Consider the following 15,670-nt stretch of genomic DNA (forward strand, 5'->3'; position numbering starts at 1 on the left):
CGTGAAAAGCAAGGCGGCGCGATTCTAGTGAGCCCCCCTTGCCTCCCTTGTTTTGCATCAAGACCGAGGCCGGACGACGCTCGCATCAAAGGTCACTTCCCCGGCTTTTTCAAACCGCAGTGTGATGCTGAGGGTGTCCCCCACGCGCAGCGGCTGGCGCAGGCCTTGCAGCATCAGGTGTCCGGCACTTTGCGGCCCGTGGCGCAGCGCCAGCTCCGACCCTGCCGGCAGGGGCAGTGCCGCTGCGGCCCGCATCACCGAACCGCCCTGGCCATCGGCGGTGTGTTGATACAGCGTCACGGCGGCGGCGGCGGGGCTGTGGCCGCCCAGCAGGCGATCCGCCTGGGCACCGGTGTTGCGCAAGGCTTTCATGTGCAGCAGGGCGACGGTGCCGTCGGTGGTGCTGGCCACGACGTAAGGGTGATCGAGCACCAAGTCGCCCAGGCGCACGCCGTGTGCCCAAGCGGGCGATGCCCCGAGGAGAATCGACAGTCCCCCACCCAAGGCCCACAAACCCAGGTGACGGCGAGAAAGTGCGTGAGGCATCAAAACACTCCAGAAAGAAAACGCGAGGATTGCCACAGCAAGCGCACGCCCCACCAAGATTGAGCGTCTGAGGTGGGGCCTTGCTGCCGCCCTGTCTCGACCCAGAGCGACAGCCCTGGTTCCTCCCATGTGTAACCCAAGGCGCCACTCAGGCGCCGCACGGGGGCCGCGCCACTCAACCCCGCCGCGTTGGCCAAAGGGCTGGGGTTGCTGCCCGTGAGGGTGTGGCGCGGCACCAAGCGCTCCCAGCGGGCCGCCCATTGCCAGTGTGACCCGGCTCGCCACACCGCATCCAACCAGACGCCGGACACCCGTCCGTCCCACTGGGCGGTGGCCGTGTCGGAGTAGAGCGTGCCGGATTCGTGGCGCGTCATCCCCGCCAGCGTCAAGGAGAGGCGTTCGTCGAACAGGCCATCGTGGCGCAAAGCGGCGCCGAACACTTGGGCCCGGCCTTCAAAACACACACGGTTTTGCAGATCGACCGTGCAGTCCGGCACGCCGTGGCTGTGGCCTGTGGTGGCCGAGCTGACGGCCACCGCGCCCCGGTCACGCGGTTGCAACCAAACGCCGAAGACTTGGGCGCTGAGATGATCCCACCCGAACGTCGCTTGCACGCTGGGTGCGCCTGGGCCAGAAGGCCCGCCGGGGAATGCCCGCGCCTGCCACCACCCCAGGGCCACCGACTGCCAACCTTGCTCGACGGGCTGCTGCCAATGCAGCGTCACGCCGTCATCGGCCCAACTGCCGTCCAGCAAGGTGGCTTGTTTGGCCAGAGGTGCTTGGCCGAAACGGTCGAACGGCCCGGCACCGGCGATCACGCCACCCAGTGGCACCTCTTGCCGACCCAGACGCAGGCTCAACGCGCCGTCCGCCACCGTGGTGCGGGCTTCGATCCACGCGGTGTCGGTGCGTGGCGCATCGCGGTCGTGGGCGCTGACCGTCCATTGCGCGCCCAACCACGGCGTCAGCCGGGTGCCCAGGCCGACGCGGGCTTGTTCCAACACCAGCCGCCCTTGCTGGTCGGTGGCGGTTTGGCCGGTTTGCAGCACCCCATCCAAGCGAGGCACCGGCCACGCTTCGGCGGAACGCATGGCGCTCAAGGCGACACCCGCATCGACCTGCCAGCCAGGACTGTGCGGCAGCGCCGTTTCCATGCCGCCGTGCGCCCAGGCACGCGGCGATCCGGCCACCACACCGATCAGCAGCAGTGCGGCCAGCCCAAAGCCGCCGGGTTGGGTGCTGTTAAGAGCCCGTGGCGAACGGATCGGCGAGCTTGGGGTTGGTGAGCAAGGTTTCATCGGTGAGGGTTTTGAGGAAGGCGATGAGGTCGGCCTTGTCCTGCGCACTCAGGGAAATGAGGGAGATCAGGTCGCTCTTGTAGGGGTTGGCCCGTCCGTCCCCGGCGTAGGGGCCGTGTGCGGTGACGGTGCCGCCAGCGGCGTAGTGATCCAGCACCTCTTCCAGCGTCGCCTTGGAGCCATCGTGCATGTAGGGCGCCGTCACCGCGACGTTGCGCAGGCTAGGGGCGCGGAACTTGCCCATGTCGCGGCTGATTTGGGAGAGCTCAAACACCCCCCGGTTCAACACCGGGAAGCCTCCCTTGCCATCGATGTTGTACAGCCCCGTGTTGTGGAACGGCGTGGACACAAAACGGCTGCTGGCGTGGCGCACCTGATCGTTGAAGTTGAAACCGGTGTGGCAATGAAAACACTCAGCCTGTTCGCCGTTGAACAGGTTCATGCCGCGCATTTCGGCAGCGGTCAGGGTGGCTTCACCGCGCTGCCAGCGGTGGTATTTGCTATCGGCTGACAGCATCGTGCGCTGGAACGCCGAAATCGCCTTGATGATGCTGGCCAGGCTGACCCGTTCGGCAGCGGGCAGCTCCGGAAAAGCAGCGGCAAACAGGGCCGGATAACCCACGCCCGACACATCATCCCGGAACCGCTGGAGCACCTGGGCGCGATTGGCCGAGTTGATGCCCATCTCCACCGGGTGTTCGCCAAACAGCGGCGTTTCCATCTGCCGCTCCAGGGTCAACAGCAGGGGGTTGGCCCAGGTCAGCGTGGCATTGAAAGCGACATTGGCCAAGCCCTGCGCATTGCGCGGGTGGTCTTCGCCCGTGGAGCCTCGCGCCACGGTGCGGCCATCGGTGAATGCCTTGTCTTGGAAGTGGCACCCGGCACAGGCCAGTGTTCCGTTGCCGGAGAGCTGCTTGTCGTAGAACAGGTAACGCCCAAGCGCGACTTTGGCGCGGGACATCGGGTTGTCCGCCGGCACCGCTGGGATGGGGAAGGTGCTGGGCAAGGCAGCATCGGTGTGCCAGTTCCAGGCGGTGTTGTCCTGGGAGGGCGTGGCCACCAAGTCTGTGCCACCGCCGCCGCAGCCGCTGACGGACGTGGCCAAAAGGGCCACGCCCGTCAACAGCACGGCGCCCAGCCCACTGCCGGCTTGCCACAGCCAACGCAAAGGCTGTGACCGGGGGGAGCGAGAGGGAACGCGCATGCTGGCTTTCGCTTACTTCGCGATGGCGCGGAACACGGTTTCGCCGTGGAAAAACGCGTGGTCGAGGTTGTGCTTGCTGATGTAAGTCACCGTGCCGTCAGCGGCGGTTTGCGCCACGAAGCGGCTGCCGATCACCGACCACATCTTCTTGCACTCCGGATCGGTAGCCCCGGACATGCATCCCGGCGGGCCACCCCATTCGCGGGTCAGGTTGGTTTTGGCGAAAAGTGCCTTCAGATCCACTGCCACGCGCTGGGTTTTGTAGTCAAAACCGTGGAAGTGCAGGGGCAGGGTGTTGTCGGACGAGCAGGTGTAGCCATTGGCGCTCGACGTGTCCACTTCACAGCCCGTGTTGCCGAGGTGGAAGTAAAAACTGTCGTTGTAAGTGCTGGTGGGGAGGCCGGTGGTGCTGTCGTACTTCTTGATGCCTTGGGTGAACTCACCCGTGGTGGCATTTTTCGGGTTGACTTCGATCTTGATGTGCTTGCGACCGACTTGCCAGCTCCAACCCATGTCGGTGTTGTCCAGCGGGGCCGGGGCGGTGGCGGTGTCGGTGTGGTTGAGGGATTCCGGCACCCCCAGGGTGAACGCCAGTTTGTTGTAGGTGCCTTTGGGCACTTTGCCGGTGATCACCGCATGTCGGCTGGCATCGCCGGCGCACAGTCCCTTGGCGTTTTCCAGGTCGATCAGGGCCACGGTGTCGCTGCCCGAGGTCAGTTGAGCGTCGTTGGCGTCGAGGGTGACGGCCACTTCCACGCCCTCGGTGGTGGTCAGCTTGACGTTGGAGACGTAAAAGCGCAGGTCTTGCAGCTTGGCATCCACGCCGGTGACGCCCAGGCCACGCAGCACGCTGGTGCAGCCGACGGGGGTGTCACCCACGGTCGGCACGAAAGCGATGTTCACGCGTTGAAAGGTTTCGGCTTGAGCGGCCAGGCACAGCGTGGCTGTAGTCAGGGCCACGGCGGAGCGAACAAAAAGGGTTTGCATGGGGAGTCTCCGGAGGTCGGGGTCGGATGCAGGGACGACACCAGCGCCGGCCAAGGTTCGGCTGGGGCTTGGGCATGGCTGCCGTGGCAGACATGCGCAAAGCCCAGAGGCTGGATCGGGGCGTGGGTGCCCACATGCACAACGCGCAGAGGCAGATGTGCTGGGCGCGGTCTCACGCACGCCCAGCGCGTCAGCGAAAGAAGAACCTCAAGCGCCGGAGGGTGGGGCGCGTGGTTGGGCGGAGGCCCAAGCAAACAGCGGACGGGGCGCCCGCAGGAACAAACGCGGCACGACGGTGGCCCCCGTCAGGGGCAACCACAGCGTGACATTCGGCGGCGGCAAAGTGGGCGCCGCTGCCGCCAGCCCGCACAGCGGACAGTGATCGAACGGGTTGACGGGGCCAGTGGCGTCATCCTCGGGAGCGGCGGAGGTTTCGCCGGCCAAGGCGGCCACGGTTTTCATGCCTTGCGGCGTGCAAATTTGCGTCCACCAGGAGTCCTGGTTTTGCAGGCGGGCCAACCCGTGTGAAATCGTCGGCGCGAACACCACCCCGAAGATCGCCAGGGCGGCGATCCACGCAAAGCGATGGAGGTGATGGCGCAGATTTGACACGGCCCGCATTCTAAAAACGGGCTGAGACCATCCACGCGACATTGATCAAGCACGCGCCGCCACACCGGGCCAGCGCTCAGATAATGACTGGATGTCCATCCAGACCGACGACTTTGCCGCGCCTCCCTCGCCCCGCGCCACGCGGGTGATGGCGGCTCCCTTCACCACCTCGCCCCAAGAGGAGGCTTTGGAGCGCGCCTTGCGCCCCAAACTGCTGGAGGAGTACGTCGGCCAAACCAAAGCGCGTGAGCAACTGGACATCTTCATCGGGGCCGCCAAAAAACGTGGCGAAGCGCTCGACCATGTGTTGCTGTTTGGGCCGCCGGGGTTGGGCAAGACCACGCTGTCCCACATCATCGCGGCGGAGCTGGGGGTGAACCTGCGCCAAACCAGCGGCCCGGTGCTGGAAAAACCCAAAGATCTGGCCGCCATCCTCACCAACTTGGAACGCAACGACGTTCTGTTCATCGACGAGATTCACCGGCTCTCACCCGTGGTGGAGGAAATTCTCTACCCAGCGTTGGAGGACTATCAGATCGACATCATGATCGGCGAAGGCCCCGCCGCCCGTTCGATCAAGCTCGATCTGCAACCCTTCACCCTGGTGGGCGCCACCACCCGCGCCGGCATGCTCACCAACCCGCTGCGCGATCGCTTCGGCATCACCGCCCGGCTGGAGTTTTACAGCGCCGAGGAGCTGACGCGCATCGTCACCCGCTCGGCCCGGTTGCTGGGGGCGCCCATTGAGGCATCGGGTGCGCTGGAGATTGCCCGCCGCAGTCGGGGCACGCCGCGCATCGCCAACCGGCTGCTGCGCCGGGTGCGGGACTACGCTGAGGTCAAAGGCTCCGGCCACATCACCCAAGCCATGGCCGATGCGGCACTCAAAATGTTGGACGTCGATCCGGTGGGCTTTGACCTCATGGATCGCAAATTTTTGGATGCGCTGGTGCAGCGCTTCGATGGCGGGCCGGTCGGGTTGGACAACATCGCCGCCGCCATCGGCGAGGAGCCCGGCACGATCGAGGACGTGATCGAGCCTTATCTGATTCAGCAGGGGTACTTGCAGCGCACCCCCAGGGGGCGGGTTGCCACGCTGTTGGCCTATCAACACCTTGGGGTTAACCCTTCGCAGGCGATGGCAGCTTCCGACGGATTGTTCAAGCCCTGAGGTGAAGGGGGGTGAGGGGGTGTCACCCCCCCGGGTCTGTGGATACCCGGCAGCGGGCAAGCTGCCTATGCTTGGCCCGTGACGATTCCTCTACCTTCTCATACCCACTCAGCGCCGGCGGTGCCGCGCATTCTGTCCCTGCCGTGTGGCCCCTGGCGCTTGGGGGTGGCCTATGCATGGGCCTGTACGGTCGTCAAGGCCAGTGCCTTGGCCAAGGTGCCGTGTGCGCCGCCCTGGGTGCTGGGAATGGCCAACTGGGAGGGCGAAATTGTGCCGGTGGTGGATGTGGCTTGTTGGCTGGGCCTGCCATCCGAGGGGGCGGTTCATCGGCACTGGCTGGTGGGGGGAGATGAGGGCGCTCGGTTGGCCCTGAGCTGGGCTGGGCGACCCGCCTCGTGGGTGTGGGCTGCTACGTCGCGGGATCCGGGCCTGCTGTCTGCGCTGCCTGCTGCCTTGCAACCCTTGGTGCAAGCCGCATGGCGGGACGAAGCGGGGCAAGGGTGGGCCGTCTTGGACGGTGCGCGCTTGTTCGAGGTGCTCCATACGGAGTTGACGCTTTTTTGTGCCTTGCCGGGCACGGTGCTGCGCTCATGAAAATTCGCCAAAAATTGTTGTGGGGTGCGTTGGCCCTGAGCTGGCTGCCCTTGTTGCTGAGTGCCTGGTGGTTGTGGCAGGGGGCGGTGACCCTGACGGAGCGCACCGTCACCACCCAGATGGAAACCCATTTGCAGTCGCTGCGCGATCTCAAAGCGCAGCAAGTGCGTGAGGAGGTGGAGTCGCGGTTGGCCTCGGTGCGGGCGTTGGCACAAAACCGCGCCACCTTGGAAGCGATGCAGCATTTGCGCGATGGCTTCCACCGCACAGCCCACGACCTGCCGCAGTTCCGGCGTGATGTGGACGTGCTGCACCGCCAAATGCAGACGTACATCGAACAAGGCTTCGGGCCGGAGTTCCAGCGCCGCAACGCGGGCCGAGTGCCGCAGTTGAAGACAGCGTTGTCCACACGCAGTGCGGACGCCACCTTGCTTCAGCACATCTACATCGCGGCCAACCCTTTTCCGCTGGGCCAGAAAGAGCGGCTGATGGCCTTGGCCGAACCTCGCTTTGGGTACGGCGATGCCCATGCGCGGCACCATCCGTCCCTGGAGCGGGCGCAGAAGCTGCTGGGTTTTTATGACATCTTCCTCATCGATACGAGCACCGATGAGGTGGTCTACACCGTGTTCAAAGAACTGGACTTTGGCTCACGGTTGAGTGACGGCATTGCGGCCAACAGCAAACTGGCCGAGGCGTATGCCAAAGTGAAAAACGCCAAGAGCCCGCAGGACATTTACCTGTCGGACTTCGAGCCGTATGGCCCGTCTTACAACGACCAGGCCGCCTTCGTCGCTGTGCCGCTGTTCGAAGGCGAGCGCCAAATCGGCGTGTTGGCGGTGCAGTACCCGATCGACAAAATCAATGCCGCCATGAGTTCGGGCCATGCCTGGGCGCAAATCGGGCTGGGGCAAACGGGGGACGTGCTGCTGGTCGGGCCCGACGAGCTGATGCGCTCCAATGCCCGGGCCATGGTGGACGATGCCCAGCGCCCGGCCTACCTGGAACAGCTCGAAGGGCGGTTGGAGGCGCCGCGCTGGGCCTTGCTCAAGGCCAAACACTCGACCATCGGGCTGGTGCGCTGGTCGAACGAAGCCACGCGGGCCGCGCTGACGCGCCATGAACGCGGTGTGGCCGTGCAAGAGGGCTTGCTGGGGCAGCCTGTGGTGGTGGCCTATGCGCCGTTGGAACTGGCGGGGCAATCGTGGGCGATCCTGGCGCACATGGATTTGGAGGAGGCCAACGCCCCATTGCAAGCCCTCGATTGGGACTTGGGGATGCGCACGCTGGGCATTGCGGCCTGTGTGCTGCTGGCGGTGGCGGGCGCGATGGTTTGGATCCGCCGCCGCATCACCCAGCCGGTGGAGCAGGTGCGGGCGACGGTGCAAGCCGTGACGGCAGGGCAGTGGTCGGCCCGGTGCCGGCTGGCGGGTGACGATGAATTGGCATCGCTCGGGCAAGCTGTCGATCAGATGCTGGATGAGCGCGTCGGCAGCTTGCTGCTGGCCGTGCGGGACAACGAACAACTCACCCAGTCGGCGCAAGCCTTGCAGCAAACCGTCAAGCGGCTTTCGGCCCGGGATTTGACGGTGCGGGCGATCGTGAGTGAAGACGTCATGGGCGCGCTGGCGACCTCCATCAACCAATTTTCGGATGCCATGGGCACCACTTTGGGCGAGGTGCGCGGCATTGCCGAACAGGTGCTGGGCACAGCCGAATCGGTCGAGCGCCAAACCGGGCGCTTGGGTGAGTCGGTGCAATCGGAGCACACGGCCTTGGGTCGCATGACCGCCAGCTTGCACCAGACCACCGAACACCTGCGCCAAGTGGCGCGGCTGTCGGAGACGTCCAACCGGGCTGCCGAACAAGCCACCCATGCCACCGATGCCGCCTTGCGCAGTGTGGCGGCCACGGTGCAGGGCATGGAGCAGTTGCGGGCGGCGATGTCGGAGACGGAAGTCCGGTTCAAGCGCCTGGGCGAGCGCAGCCAAGACATCTCCACCGTCGTGACCCTCATCGGCACACTGGCAGAGCGCACCCACACCTTGGCCATCAATGCCACGATGCAGGCGGCCACAGCAGGCGAGGCCGGGCGCGGTTTCACCGTGGTGGCGGAGGAAGTGCAGCGGCTGTCCGAGAGTTCGCGCCAGGCCGCACAGCAGATCACCCAGTTGGTTCACAACATCCAAGCCGAGACCCGCGAAACCGTTCATTTGATGAACCGGTTGATCGCCCAAATGGTGGGGCAGTTGGCCCAAGCCCAGCAAGCTGGGGGGCAGATGGATCAAACCCGCCATGTCACCATCCAGTTGGTGCAGTGGGTGCAGCAAATTGCGTCGTTTTCGGAGCAGCAGACGCAGTTGGCGCACGCATTGCAAGAGGTGGTTGATCAGCTCGATCAAGGTTCGGGCCAAACGCGGCAGGCTTTGGAGCGTCAGCGGAGTGACACGGCGGCGCTGGCGCGGGGGGCGCGGCGCTTGGCTGAAACGGTGGCGTCGTTCCGGTTGCCGCTGGCATGAGGATCGCCAACATGTGGGTTCAACAAGCGCAGGTGGACTTGTCCCAAGTGGATCGCTGGGTGCGCCAAGCGGGGCAGGGCCGGGTACAACAGGGGCAGGTGGGGCGCCTGCTCGATCAAATCGAACAGGCGCTGCTTCAGTTGCGGGCTGAGGCGCCGGCGTCGGCAGAGGCTTGGGGGCCGCGTTGGGCGGCCCTGGCCCAGCAAGTTCGCGCCTGCCAAGCGCTGTGTCACACCCATGGGGTGCGGTTGCGTGAGCACCATGCGCAACTCATGGCGGCGCGACAGGTGCCGGTGGGCACACTGGCCCCGCATTGGCAGCAGACGGTGCATGAAACCGCACAGCTCACGGGGCGGCAAGCGCGTTTGGTGATCGAAGGCGAAGCGGTGCGCGTCGATCACGACACGCTCGACCAACTGGCCGAGCCAGTGCAGCACCTGCTTTACAACGCGGTGGATCACGGCATGGAACCCCCGGAACGGCGTGTGGCGCTGGGCAAACCGGCGCAAGGCACGATCCACCTTCAGTTCAGCCGAGACGGTCAAACGCTGCGCCTGGTGTGCCGGGACGACGGCCCCGGCCTCGATCCCAAAGCGATCCGAGATCGGGCCATGGCGTTGGGGTTGGACATGGGCCCCGAGGCGTTGCTCACCCCCGAGCACCTGCATCCGCTGGTGCTGCTGCCCGGGTTTTCAACGCGTGACCAGGTGTCGGCTGTTTCGGGGTTGGGGGGGGGGCTGGATGTGGTGGCCCAGCGCATCCGGGCGTTGCAGGGCCATTTGCACTTGGCCAGCACGCCGGGGCAGGGCTGCACCATCACGCTGAGCGTGCCTGCGCAGCCGGCCAGCCAGCACGCTTTGCTGGTGCGGGTGGGTCAGGAGCGTGTGGCGCTGCCAACGCGCAGCGTGCTGCACGTGCTGCCCGCCGGTGAAACCTTCTCGGACGGTTTGATGCTGCGCTACCGCGACCAGTCATGGCCCCATGCTCGCTTGGCAGCTTGGCTGGGCTGGCCGACCCGCATGGCCACGGCGGTATCGCCGCCCCAGGTCGTAGTGCAAGGTGAGCGCGGGGCCGTGGCGCTGGAAGTCGATGAAATCATCGAGGCGCGTGAGTGGGTGGTGCAGAGCGCCGGTGCCTTGTTGAGCAGCGTGCCCGGCTTGCTGGGCGGATGTTTGACCCAGGACGGGCAGGTGGTGGTGCTGCTCGATCCGGCGGCCCTGGAGCACTACGCCCGACACCCAGAAGTGCGTGCCCAACGGGCCCGCGCACGCTTGGGGGAGGTGGCAAGCCCCCCACGCCCCGGATCGTGATTGAGGGTCAGAGCATGCTGCGCACGTCCTGGGCCAATGCGGCGATGCGGCGCTGCCACAGGCGCCAATCGACCGCTTGGTGATCGGCCCGGCACACCACGAGCAAGTCTGGTTCGCGCAGGCAGGGCAGGATGGCGAGGATGCCATCGCGGTGGTACATCACCGCTGCGCCCAGGTCGCCGAGCGACGAGAAGTGATGTTGCAGGCGGCCATGCAGTCGCCAGTAGTCAACGGCGGCTTCCCAGAGGGGTTCGCCGTTGTCGGTTTCTTGGCCGCAGCGGTGCCACACCAGGCCGCTGCTGCCGTCCACCAAAGCACAACCCGTGACCCCGGGGGTGCTGTCCAGCATCTCTTGGAGGCTGTGGGCGATGCGTGAGGCGGTCATGTCGAGGCTTCCATCTGGCGGGCCGCTGCCGTGACGGTGTGCATGGCCAAACCCAGCAGCGCTTGGCGTTGGGTCAGGGCGGTGATGACCAGCACCACCGGGCCGCAGCAGGCCCGGCGCATGATCAGATAGCCCTCGGTGGCATCGACCACCAGACACTCGGGCCGTCCGAGTGCCGCTTCTTGGCTCAAGATCTGGCCGATGGCCGAAATCGAGCTGGTCATGGCGGCGATGCGCGAGGGATCAATGGGCTTGTTCTGGGCCGTGGCCACGTCAAAGCCATCTTCGGTGGCGACGACGATGGCGCGCACGCCTTCAATGGCGTTCAACAGCTCATTGGCCGTGGCTTGGGCCTTGGCTCGGATCCAGGGTTCGATGTGTGCGCTCATGCATTCATTTCCCAGTAACGGGCTTCCACTTGGGCCAATACCGTGTCCACCAACAACAGCACGTCATCGCGGCGACGCACATCGATGGCCAGCACAGGGCAGAGCAAACCGTGTCGTGCCAGTTCATCGGCGACTTCGTCGGTGGAGGGTGTGGCATGGGTTTCGGTTCGCCCGACGCCAATGACGCAGGCCACTTCGCCGATCAGCCCCTCGTAGGCTTTCAGGTAAGTGCGCAGCTCATCGAGCGGATGGGGGCGGGAGTTGTCCAGAAGGATGATCAAACCCAGCGCGTTGGTGGCCAAGATGCGCCACATGAACGCAAAGCGCTCCTGCCCGGGGGTGCCGAACAGGCGCACGCGCTCCGTTTCGCTGAGGATGACCTCGCCGTAGTCCAGGCCCACGGTGGTGAAGGCTTTGCCCAGGCCCGGGTCGTTGTTGGCGACGTCGGTCATCACCGGGGGGGTGTCACTGAGTGCACCGATGGCGGTGGTCTTGCCGGCGCCGGGGGGGCCGGTGAAAACAATCTTGTAATCGATGTCCATCATCCTGCGGAACCACAAGTTCAGCGCAGGCCCAGACGCTCCCGCAGACGGCCCAAAAGGCCCGAAGAAACGGCAGGCGGTGCGCTCGCCCGGTTGGGCTGGCTGGGGGGCATCATACCGGGCAGACCCTCACGCAAGGGGTGGGGCGCCGGTTCAGTGACCAAGCCGGGCGGGCATCCTTGGCGCTGAACCTCCAGCACACCCTGCGCTTGCATGGCTTGGACGAAGCCCAGCGCCACCGCCACGTCCACGCGACCGCGCAGGGCGATCTGCTGCAACGGCAGGGCGTGATGGGAAATCAGGCTGGCCAAGCGGTTGAAAACGGGCGTGACCAGCGTCCCGGCGGAGGGCCAGCGGCTCAAGCGGTAGCACTCCGCCGCATCGAAACCGACGGGCGTGGCCCCGACAGCCGGGGTGAGGGCGATGCCATCGCTGGGCGGTGCGGGCGTGGCCAGGGTTCGCGTCGACAGGGCCCGCCGCTCGGCCAGCGCGTGGACAAACCGCTCCACCCCCTCGCCACCAAACTCCCCGTGGATCGCACTGACGAACGCACGGGCCAAATCACGCAGCTCACGGTCATCGACACACTGATCCACATCCTGCACGAAACGATAAGCCCGCAGGCCCTTCAGTTGGGCCCACGCCTGGGCTTTGAGAACATCGCTCACCTGGGAAATGGTGGCCGTGTTGAGGGTGTGCATCAACAGTTTCCAGGTGGGATCTTCCCGGCTGGGCACACTGGCGCTGGAGGTGGACGCGACCGCAATGAAACCTTGTGCCAAGAGCCATTCCACGTCGCTGTGGGTCACGCCCTTGAGTTTGCTGAGCCAGTAGTCGATGCATTGGCTGTCATTGATCACCAGCAGCAAATTCCGTCGGGCTCTGGACAGCCCTTGAAGATGCGTCTGTGCCTCGCGACGCCCGGCGGGGGTCTTGTGGTAGCGATTCGACATGGTGTTGTCCCTCTCTCATCTCTGTACGTTCGAGCCACTGTCTGTGCGCAAATGGTCTGTCTGAGGCTGTGCCCCTGCGGGCATCTTCTGCGAGTCTCTGAATTCTGGGGAAGGTGATGTATTGGTATCGGCCCTTGCCGTGCAAATCAATGGGTGGTGTTGTGACGATTCGTTTCAGGGGAACCTGGGTACGATGCGGCAGAACCCGTACTTTTCGACTGACAAACGCATGATGCCCCTTCAAGGAATTAAGGTTTTGGAGCTGGGCCAGCTCATCGCCGGCCCCTTCGCAGGCAAAACGTTGGGCGACTTCGGCGCCGACGTCATCAAGGTAGAGCCGCCAAGCACGGGTGATCCGCTGCGGCAATGGCGTTTGTTGCATGAGGGCGCCAGCGTGTGGTGGCAGGTGCAAAGCCGCAACAAACGCAGCGTGGTGCTCGATTTGCGCACCGAAGCCGGGCGGGCGGATGTGCGTCGGCTGATCGATGAAGCCGACGTGCTGATCGAGAACTTCAAGCCCGGTACGCTGGAAAAATGGGGCATGGGGTATGACGTGCTGTCAGCGCGCAATCCGGGTCTCATCATGCTGCGCATCAGTGGGTACGGGCAGGACGGGCCTTACCGCGACCTGCCAGGGTTCGCGGTGGTGGCCGAGGCCATGGGTGGCCTGCGGCACCTCATGGGAGAACCTGACCGTCCACCGGTGCGGGCCGGCGTCAGTCTGGGCGACACGTTGGCGGCGCTGCACGGGGTCATCGGGGTGTTGCTGGCGCTGCAAGCGCGGCAGCGCACGGGGCGGGGCCAGGTGGTGGATGTGGCGCTCTATGAGGCGGTGTTCAATTGCATGGAAAGCCTGCTGCCGGAATACAGCGCCTTTGGTGTCGTGCGCCAGCCTGCGGGTTCCGCACTGCTTGGCATTGCCCCGAGCAACGCTTATCGCTGTGCCGATGGCCAAGTGGTGATTGGCGGCAATGGCGACTCGATTTACAAACGGTTGATGCAGGCCATTGGCCGCGAGGATCTGGGGGAGGATCCTGAGTTGGCGCACAACGCCGGTCGAGCCGCACGGGTGGACACCATCGACGCCGCCATCACGGCTTGGACGGTGCAGCGCTCGGTGCAAGACGTCGTGAGCACCTTGCAGGCGGTGAGTGTGCCTGTCGGGCGAATCTACACGGTTCAGGACATCGCCGACGACCCGCACTACCGGGCACGCGGCATGATCGAGCGCATCACCATGGTCACGGGGTTGTCGTTGGACGTGCCGGGGGTGGTGCCGAAGCTGTCGGACACCCCGGGTGGGCTGCACCGGCCAGCACCGACGCTGGGTGAGCACACCCAGGAAGTGCTCGGCCAGCGGTTCAACTCGCCTGAATGACACCGCATGCGATGCGGGCGCCCGAGTTGCCGGTGGGTTGGGTGGTGTAGTCGTCCGGGCCAACGTGGACGATGAGGCCGCGACCGATGAGGCTGGTGGGCCCCGGACGCAGCGTCACACCTTCAAGGTGGAACGTCACCTCGGCACGGCCTTGGGCATCGGCTTTCAGGGCGGGCAGGTCACCGGCATGGTGTGGGCCATGCTGTGGGCCGTGGGGGGTGCCTGTGGGGTTGAAGTGGCCGCCTGCGCTCATGCCGTCGCCGCTGGAGCAGTCCCCCTTATCGTGGACGTGAAAACCATGTTCCTGGCCCGGGCGCAGGCCACTGACCGTGGCAGTGACCACCACATGATCCCCCTGTTGCACCCAGCGCACTGTGCCGCTGGTGCTGTGCCCCCGTGTCGGTGCGAGGGTGGTGGTGGCTTGCGGAGTGCTCTCCAGCGTGGCACAACCGGCCAGCGAAGTCAGGAGCAGCAGCAGGGCCGGTACATGGGGGCGAAGCGACAGCGAAGGGATCACGGCAAACTCCAGGCAAAGCGGGTCAAAGGCCGATGGTCATTCTGGCTGAACCCGGTGGCGCTTGGCCGCAAAATGCGAGGTCTTAGCGTGTAGCGTGACAAGGAGCGCACCTCATGAGTGGCCCGACTGTGGTGCTGGTGGCTGTTCCCCCTGAGCCGTCGTTGCTGTTGATGTCCGCTGCGGCGCTGATGGCGGGGCAAACCGTGTATCGGGCGGTGCAAGCCGTGGCGGCGTCCGAGGCGCAGGCGGTGGCGCTGCACGAGCGCCACACGCAAGACCGGCAAGACCATGCCCAGCGCTGGCGTGAGGCCGACGCACAGCATCTCCAGGCACTTCAGGCCGAATACCAAGCTGCATGCCAGCAATGGACTCGGCTGTGTGAGGTGGCGGATGCCGTGGGGTGTTCGTCCCCCGTGTCACGTCCCCCGGATCCAGCGGCTGACGCGCCCGCCTCTGTGTGGGCCGCCCACGTACGTGCCCTGCAAACGCTGACGCACGCGTGGGCGCACAGGATCGCGCAACACGGAGCGGCGTCTTCGGAAGATGCCGCACCGCTGGCCCTGTTGGAGGCGTTCGAGCATCCTGCCCAGGCCGATCTGGCGACTGCGCTGGCGGCTTATGCGCAGCGGCAATCGCCCGAGTTGTTGGCGGCGGTGCAACGGGTGTTGGCCCGGGTGGCGCATCTGGCGTGGCCGCCGGCGTTGCAGGCGTTGGTTCAGGAGCTGGCGTTGCCCCTTTCTCCGGAGCGGGCTCAGGCGCTGTTGGTGGAGTTGCGCCGCCAGGTTCAGTTGTTGCAAGAGGCCGACATCGCCCGAGCGCAAGCGGTGGTGCTGGCGCACACGCTCAAGGAGCTGGGCTACGAGCTGGAAGATGTGGGGGAGACGCTGTTTGTCGAAGGTGGCGTGCTGCACTTTGGCAAACCCGGTTGGGGGGATTACCTGGTGAGGCTGCGCTTCGATGCCCAGCGACGCACCGCGAACTTCAACGTCATCCGGGCCGTGAACGAAGGCGAGAACGAGCGCAGTGTGCTCGATCACCTGGCCGAAGACCGCTGGTGTGCCGAATTTCCTACGCTGCTGGCAGCGCTGGAAGCGCGAGGCATGCCGCTGCAAGTGGTGCGGCGCTTGTCCGCAGGTGAGTTGCCGGTGCAGCGTGTCCTGCGGGATCGATTGCCCGCATGGGTACGCGCTTCCGAGGCCGCCGACGAAGCGGAGGGCGCCCGTGCGGCCCCCCTACAACGCCCTTTGAACTGAGAGACGTTTTCC

At 65.5% G+C, this 15,670-nt stretch carries 16 protein-coding genes; 6 read left to right on the plus strand and 10 right to left on the minus strand.

All coding sequences use genetic code 11. From position 1 onward, the window contains the following. Positions 1-57 precede the first annotated feature (57 nt). From VITFI_RS04270 to VITFI_RS04285, 5 genes are all read right to left on the minus strand, one after another. Positions 58-546 carry a copper chaperone PCu(A)C gene (locus VITFI_RS04270; protein ID WP_157725555.1) on the minus strand — a complete coding sequence of 163 codons (489 nt, stop codon included), beginning with the start codon at positions 544-546 and terminating at the stop codon, positions 58-60. Further along, the gene (locus tag VITFI_RS17825) at positions 546-1,844 is read right to left on the minus strand and encodes a hypothetical protein (protein ID WP_157725556.1); all 1,299 of its coding nucleotides are present in this window, start codon (positions 1,842-1,844) and stop codon (positions 546-548) included. The genes VITFI_RS04270 and VITFI_RS17825 overlap by 1 nt, the downstream gene beginning before the upstream one ends. Then, positions 1,789-3,048 (minus strand): methanobactin export MATE transporter MbnM, encoded by a 1,260-nt coding sequence (locus VITFI_RS04275; protein ID WP_089415937.1) that lies wholly within the window; start codon positions 3,046-3,048, stop codon positions 1,789-1,791. Before VITFI_RS04275 ends, VITFI_RS17825 begins: the two co-directional genes overlap by 56 nt. A 12-nt stretch (positions 3,049-3,060) precedes the next feature. After that, the gene (locus tag VITFI_RS04280; RefSeq protein ID WP_089415938.1) at positions 3,061-4,035 is read right to left on the minus strand and encodes an MbnP family copper-binding protein; all 975 of its coding nucleotides are present in this window, start codon (positions 4,033-4,035) and stop codon (positions 3,061-3,063) included. A 207-nt stretch (positions 4,036-4,242) separates the two neighbouring features. After that, positions 4,243-4,647, minus strand: a complete 405-nt coding sequence (locus tag VITFI_RS04285) for a DUF2946 domain-containing protein (protein WP_157725557.1) — start codon at positions 4,645-4,647, stop codon at positions 4,243-4,245. A 148-nt stretch (positions 4,648-4,795) separates the two neighbouring features. On the opposite strand from VITFI_RS04285, the gene ruvB reads away from it, so the two are divergent. From ruvB to VITFI_RS04305, 4 genes are all read left to right on the plus strand, one after another. Then, positions 4,796-5,818 carry a Holliday junction branch migration DNA helicase RuvB gene (gene ruvB / locus VITFI_RS04290; protein ID WP_198301711.1) on the plus strand — a complete coding sequence of 341 codons (1,023 nt, stop codon included), beginning with the start codon at positions 4,796-4,798 and terminating at the stop codon, positions 5,816-5,818. Positions 5,819-5,896: 78 nt separating this feature from the next. Next, entirely contained in the window at positions 5,897-6,412 is a 516-nt protein-coding gene (locus VITFI_RS04295; RefSeq protein ID WP_157725558.1) for a chemotaxis protein CheW, read from the plus strand. Further along, on the plus strand, positions 6,409-8,931 hold the full coding sequence (locus VITFI_RS04300; RefSeq protein ID WP_198301608.1) for a methyl-accepting chemotaxis protein: 2,523 nt from the start codon (positions 6,409-6,411) through the stop codon (positions 8,929-8,931). Before VITFI_RS04295 ends, VITFI_RS04300 begins: the two co-directional genes overlap by 4 nt. 11 nt (positions 8,932-8,942) lie before the next feature. After that, positions 8,943-10,241 carry a chemotaxis protein CheA gene (locus VITFI_RS04305; RefSeq protein WP_157725559.1) on the plus strand — a complete coding sequence of 433 codons (1,299 nt, stop codon included), beginning with the start codon at positions 8,943-8,945 and terminating at the stop codon, positions 10,239-10,241. A 7-nt stretch (positions 10,242-10,248) separates the two neighbouring features. Here the strand turns inward: VITFI_RS04305 and VITFI_RS04310 are convergent, their stop codons facing one another. The 4 genes from VITFI_RS04310 to VITFI_RS04325 are packed head-to-tail and all read right to left on the minus strand — an operon-like array spanning position 10,249 to position 12,510. Continuing rightward, entirely contained in the window at positions 10,249-10,626 is a 378-nt protein-coding gene (locus tag VITFI_RS04310; protein WP_089415944.1) for a hypothetical protein, read from the minus strand. Continuing rightward, on the minus strand, positions 10,623-11,015 hold the full coding sequence (locus VITFI_RS04315) for a roadblock/LC7 domain-containing protein (protein WP_089415945.1): 393 nt from the start codon (positions 11,013-11,015) through the stop codon (positions 10,623-10,625). Before VITFI_RS04315 ends, VITFI_RS04310 begins: the two co-directional genes overlap by 4 nt. Then, entirely contained in the window at positions 11,012-11,560 is a 549-nt protein-coding gene (locus VITFI_RS04320; RefSeq protein ID WP_198301609.1) for a GTP-binding protein, read from the minus strand. The genes VITFI_RS04315 and VITFI_RS04320 overlap by 4 nt, the downstream gene beginning before the upstream one ends. Positions 11,561-11,577: 17 nt before the next feature. Then, positions 11,578-12,510, minus strand: coding sequence for a hypothetical protein (locus tag VITFI_RS04325; RefSeq protein ID WP_157725560.1), 933 nt, complete (start codon positions 12,508-12,510; stop codon positions 11,578-11,580). 229 nt (positions 12,511-12,739) lie between these two features. Here VITFI_RS04325 and VITFI_RS04330 point away from each other — a divergent pair, with 229 nt between their 5' ends. Next, positions 12,740-13,888 carry a CaiB/BaiF CoA transferase family protein gene (locus tag VITFI_RS04330; protein ID WP_198301610.1) on the plus strand — a complete coding sequence of 383 codons (1,149 nt, stop codon included), beginning with the start codon at positions 12,740-12,742 and terminating at the stop codon, positions 13,886-13,888. Here VITFI_RS04330 and VITFI_RS04335 read toward each other — a convergent pair. Continuing rightward, positions 13,872-14,405: a superoxide dismutase family protein gene (locus VITFI_RS04335; RefSeq protein WP_232476666.1), complete on the minus strand. Its 534-nt coding sequence runs from the start codon at positions 14,403-14,405 to the stop codon at positions 13,872-13,874. The genes VITFI_RS04330 and VITFI_RS04335 overlap by 17 nt on opposite strands. A gap of 113 nt (positions 14,406-14,518) precedes the next feature. Here VITFI_RS04335 and VITFI_RS04340 point away from each other — a divergent pair, with 113 nt between their 5' ends. Then, a complete protein-coding gene (locus VITFI_RS04340; RefSeq protein WP_089415947.1) occupies positions 14,519-15,658 on the plus strand; it encodes a coiled-coil domain-containing protein in 1,140 nt (379 codons plus the stop codon). Positions 15,659-15,670: the final 12 nt, after the last annotated feature.

The organism is Vitreoscilla filiformis (assembly GCF_002222655.1).
Classification (GTDB): domain Bacteria; phylum Pseudomonadota; class Gammaproteobacteria; order Burkholderiales; family Burkholderiaceae_C; genus Ideonella; species Ideonella filiformis.

Excerpts from the sequence above, each read along its gene's own strand:
- VITFI_RS04270 (WP_157725555.1), bottom strand. The coding sequence starts at position 546 with ATGCCTCACGCACTTTCTCGCCGTCACCTGGGTTTGTGGGCCTTGGGT.
- VITFI_RS17825 (WP_157725556.1), bottom strand. The coding sequence starts at position 1,844 with ATGAAACCTTGCTCACCAACCCCAAGCTCGCCGATCCGTTCGCCACGG.
- VITFI_RS04275 (WP_089415937.1), bottom strand. The coding sequence starts at position 3,048 with ATGCGCGTTCCCTCTCGCTCCCCCCGGTCACAGCCTTTGCGTTGGCTG.
- VITFI_RS04280 (WP_089415938.1), bottom strand. The coding sequence starts at position 4,035 with ATGCAAACCCTTTTTGTTCGCTCCGCCGTGGCCCTGACTACAGCCACG.
- ruvB (WP_198301711.1), top strand. The coding sequence starts at position 4,796 with ATGGCGGCTCCCTTCACCACCTCGCCCCAAGAGGAGGCTTTGGAGCGC.
- VITFI_RS04300 (WP_198301608.1), top strand. The coding sequence starts at position 6,409 with ATGAAAATTCGCCAAAAATTGTTGTGGGGTGCGTTGGCCCTGAGCTGG.
- VITFI_RS04305 (WP_157725559.1), top strand. The coding sequence starts at position 8,943 with ATGTGGGTTCAACAAGCGCAGGTGGACTTGTCCCAAGTGGATCGCTGG.
- VITFI_RS04310 (WP_089415944.1), bottom strand. The coding sequence starts at position 10,626 with ATGACCGCCTCACGCATCGCCCACAGCCTCCAAGAGATGCTGGACAGC.
- VITFI_RS04315 (WP_089415945.1), bottom strand. The coding sequence starts at position 11,015 with ATGAGCGCACACATCGAACCCTGGATCCGAGCCAAGGCCCAAGCCACG.
- VITFI_RS04320 (WP_198301609.1), bottom strand. The coding sequence starts at position 11,560 with ATGATGGACATCGATTACAAGATTGTTTTCACCGGCCCCCCCGGCGCC.
- VITFI_RS04325 (WP_157725560.1), bottom strand. The coding sequence starts at position 12,510 with ATGTCGAATCGCTACCACAAGACCCCCGCCGGGCGTCGCGAGGCACAG.
- VITFI_RS04330 (WP_198301610.1), top strand. The coding sequence starts at position 12,740 with ATGATGCCCCTTCAAGGAATTAAGGTTTTGGAGCTGGGCCAGCTCATC.
- VITFI_RS04340 (WP_089415947.1), top strand. The coding sequence starts at position 14,519 with ATGAGTGGCCCGACTGTGGTGCTGGTGGCTGTTCCCCCTGAGCCGTCG.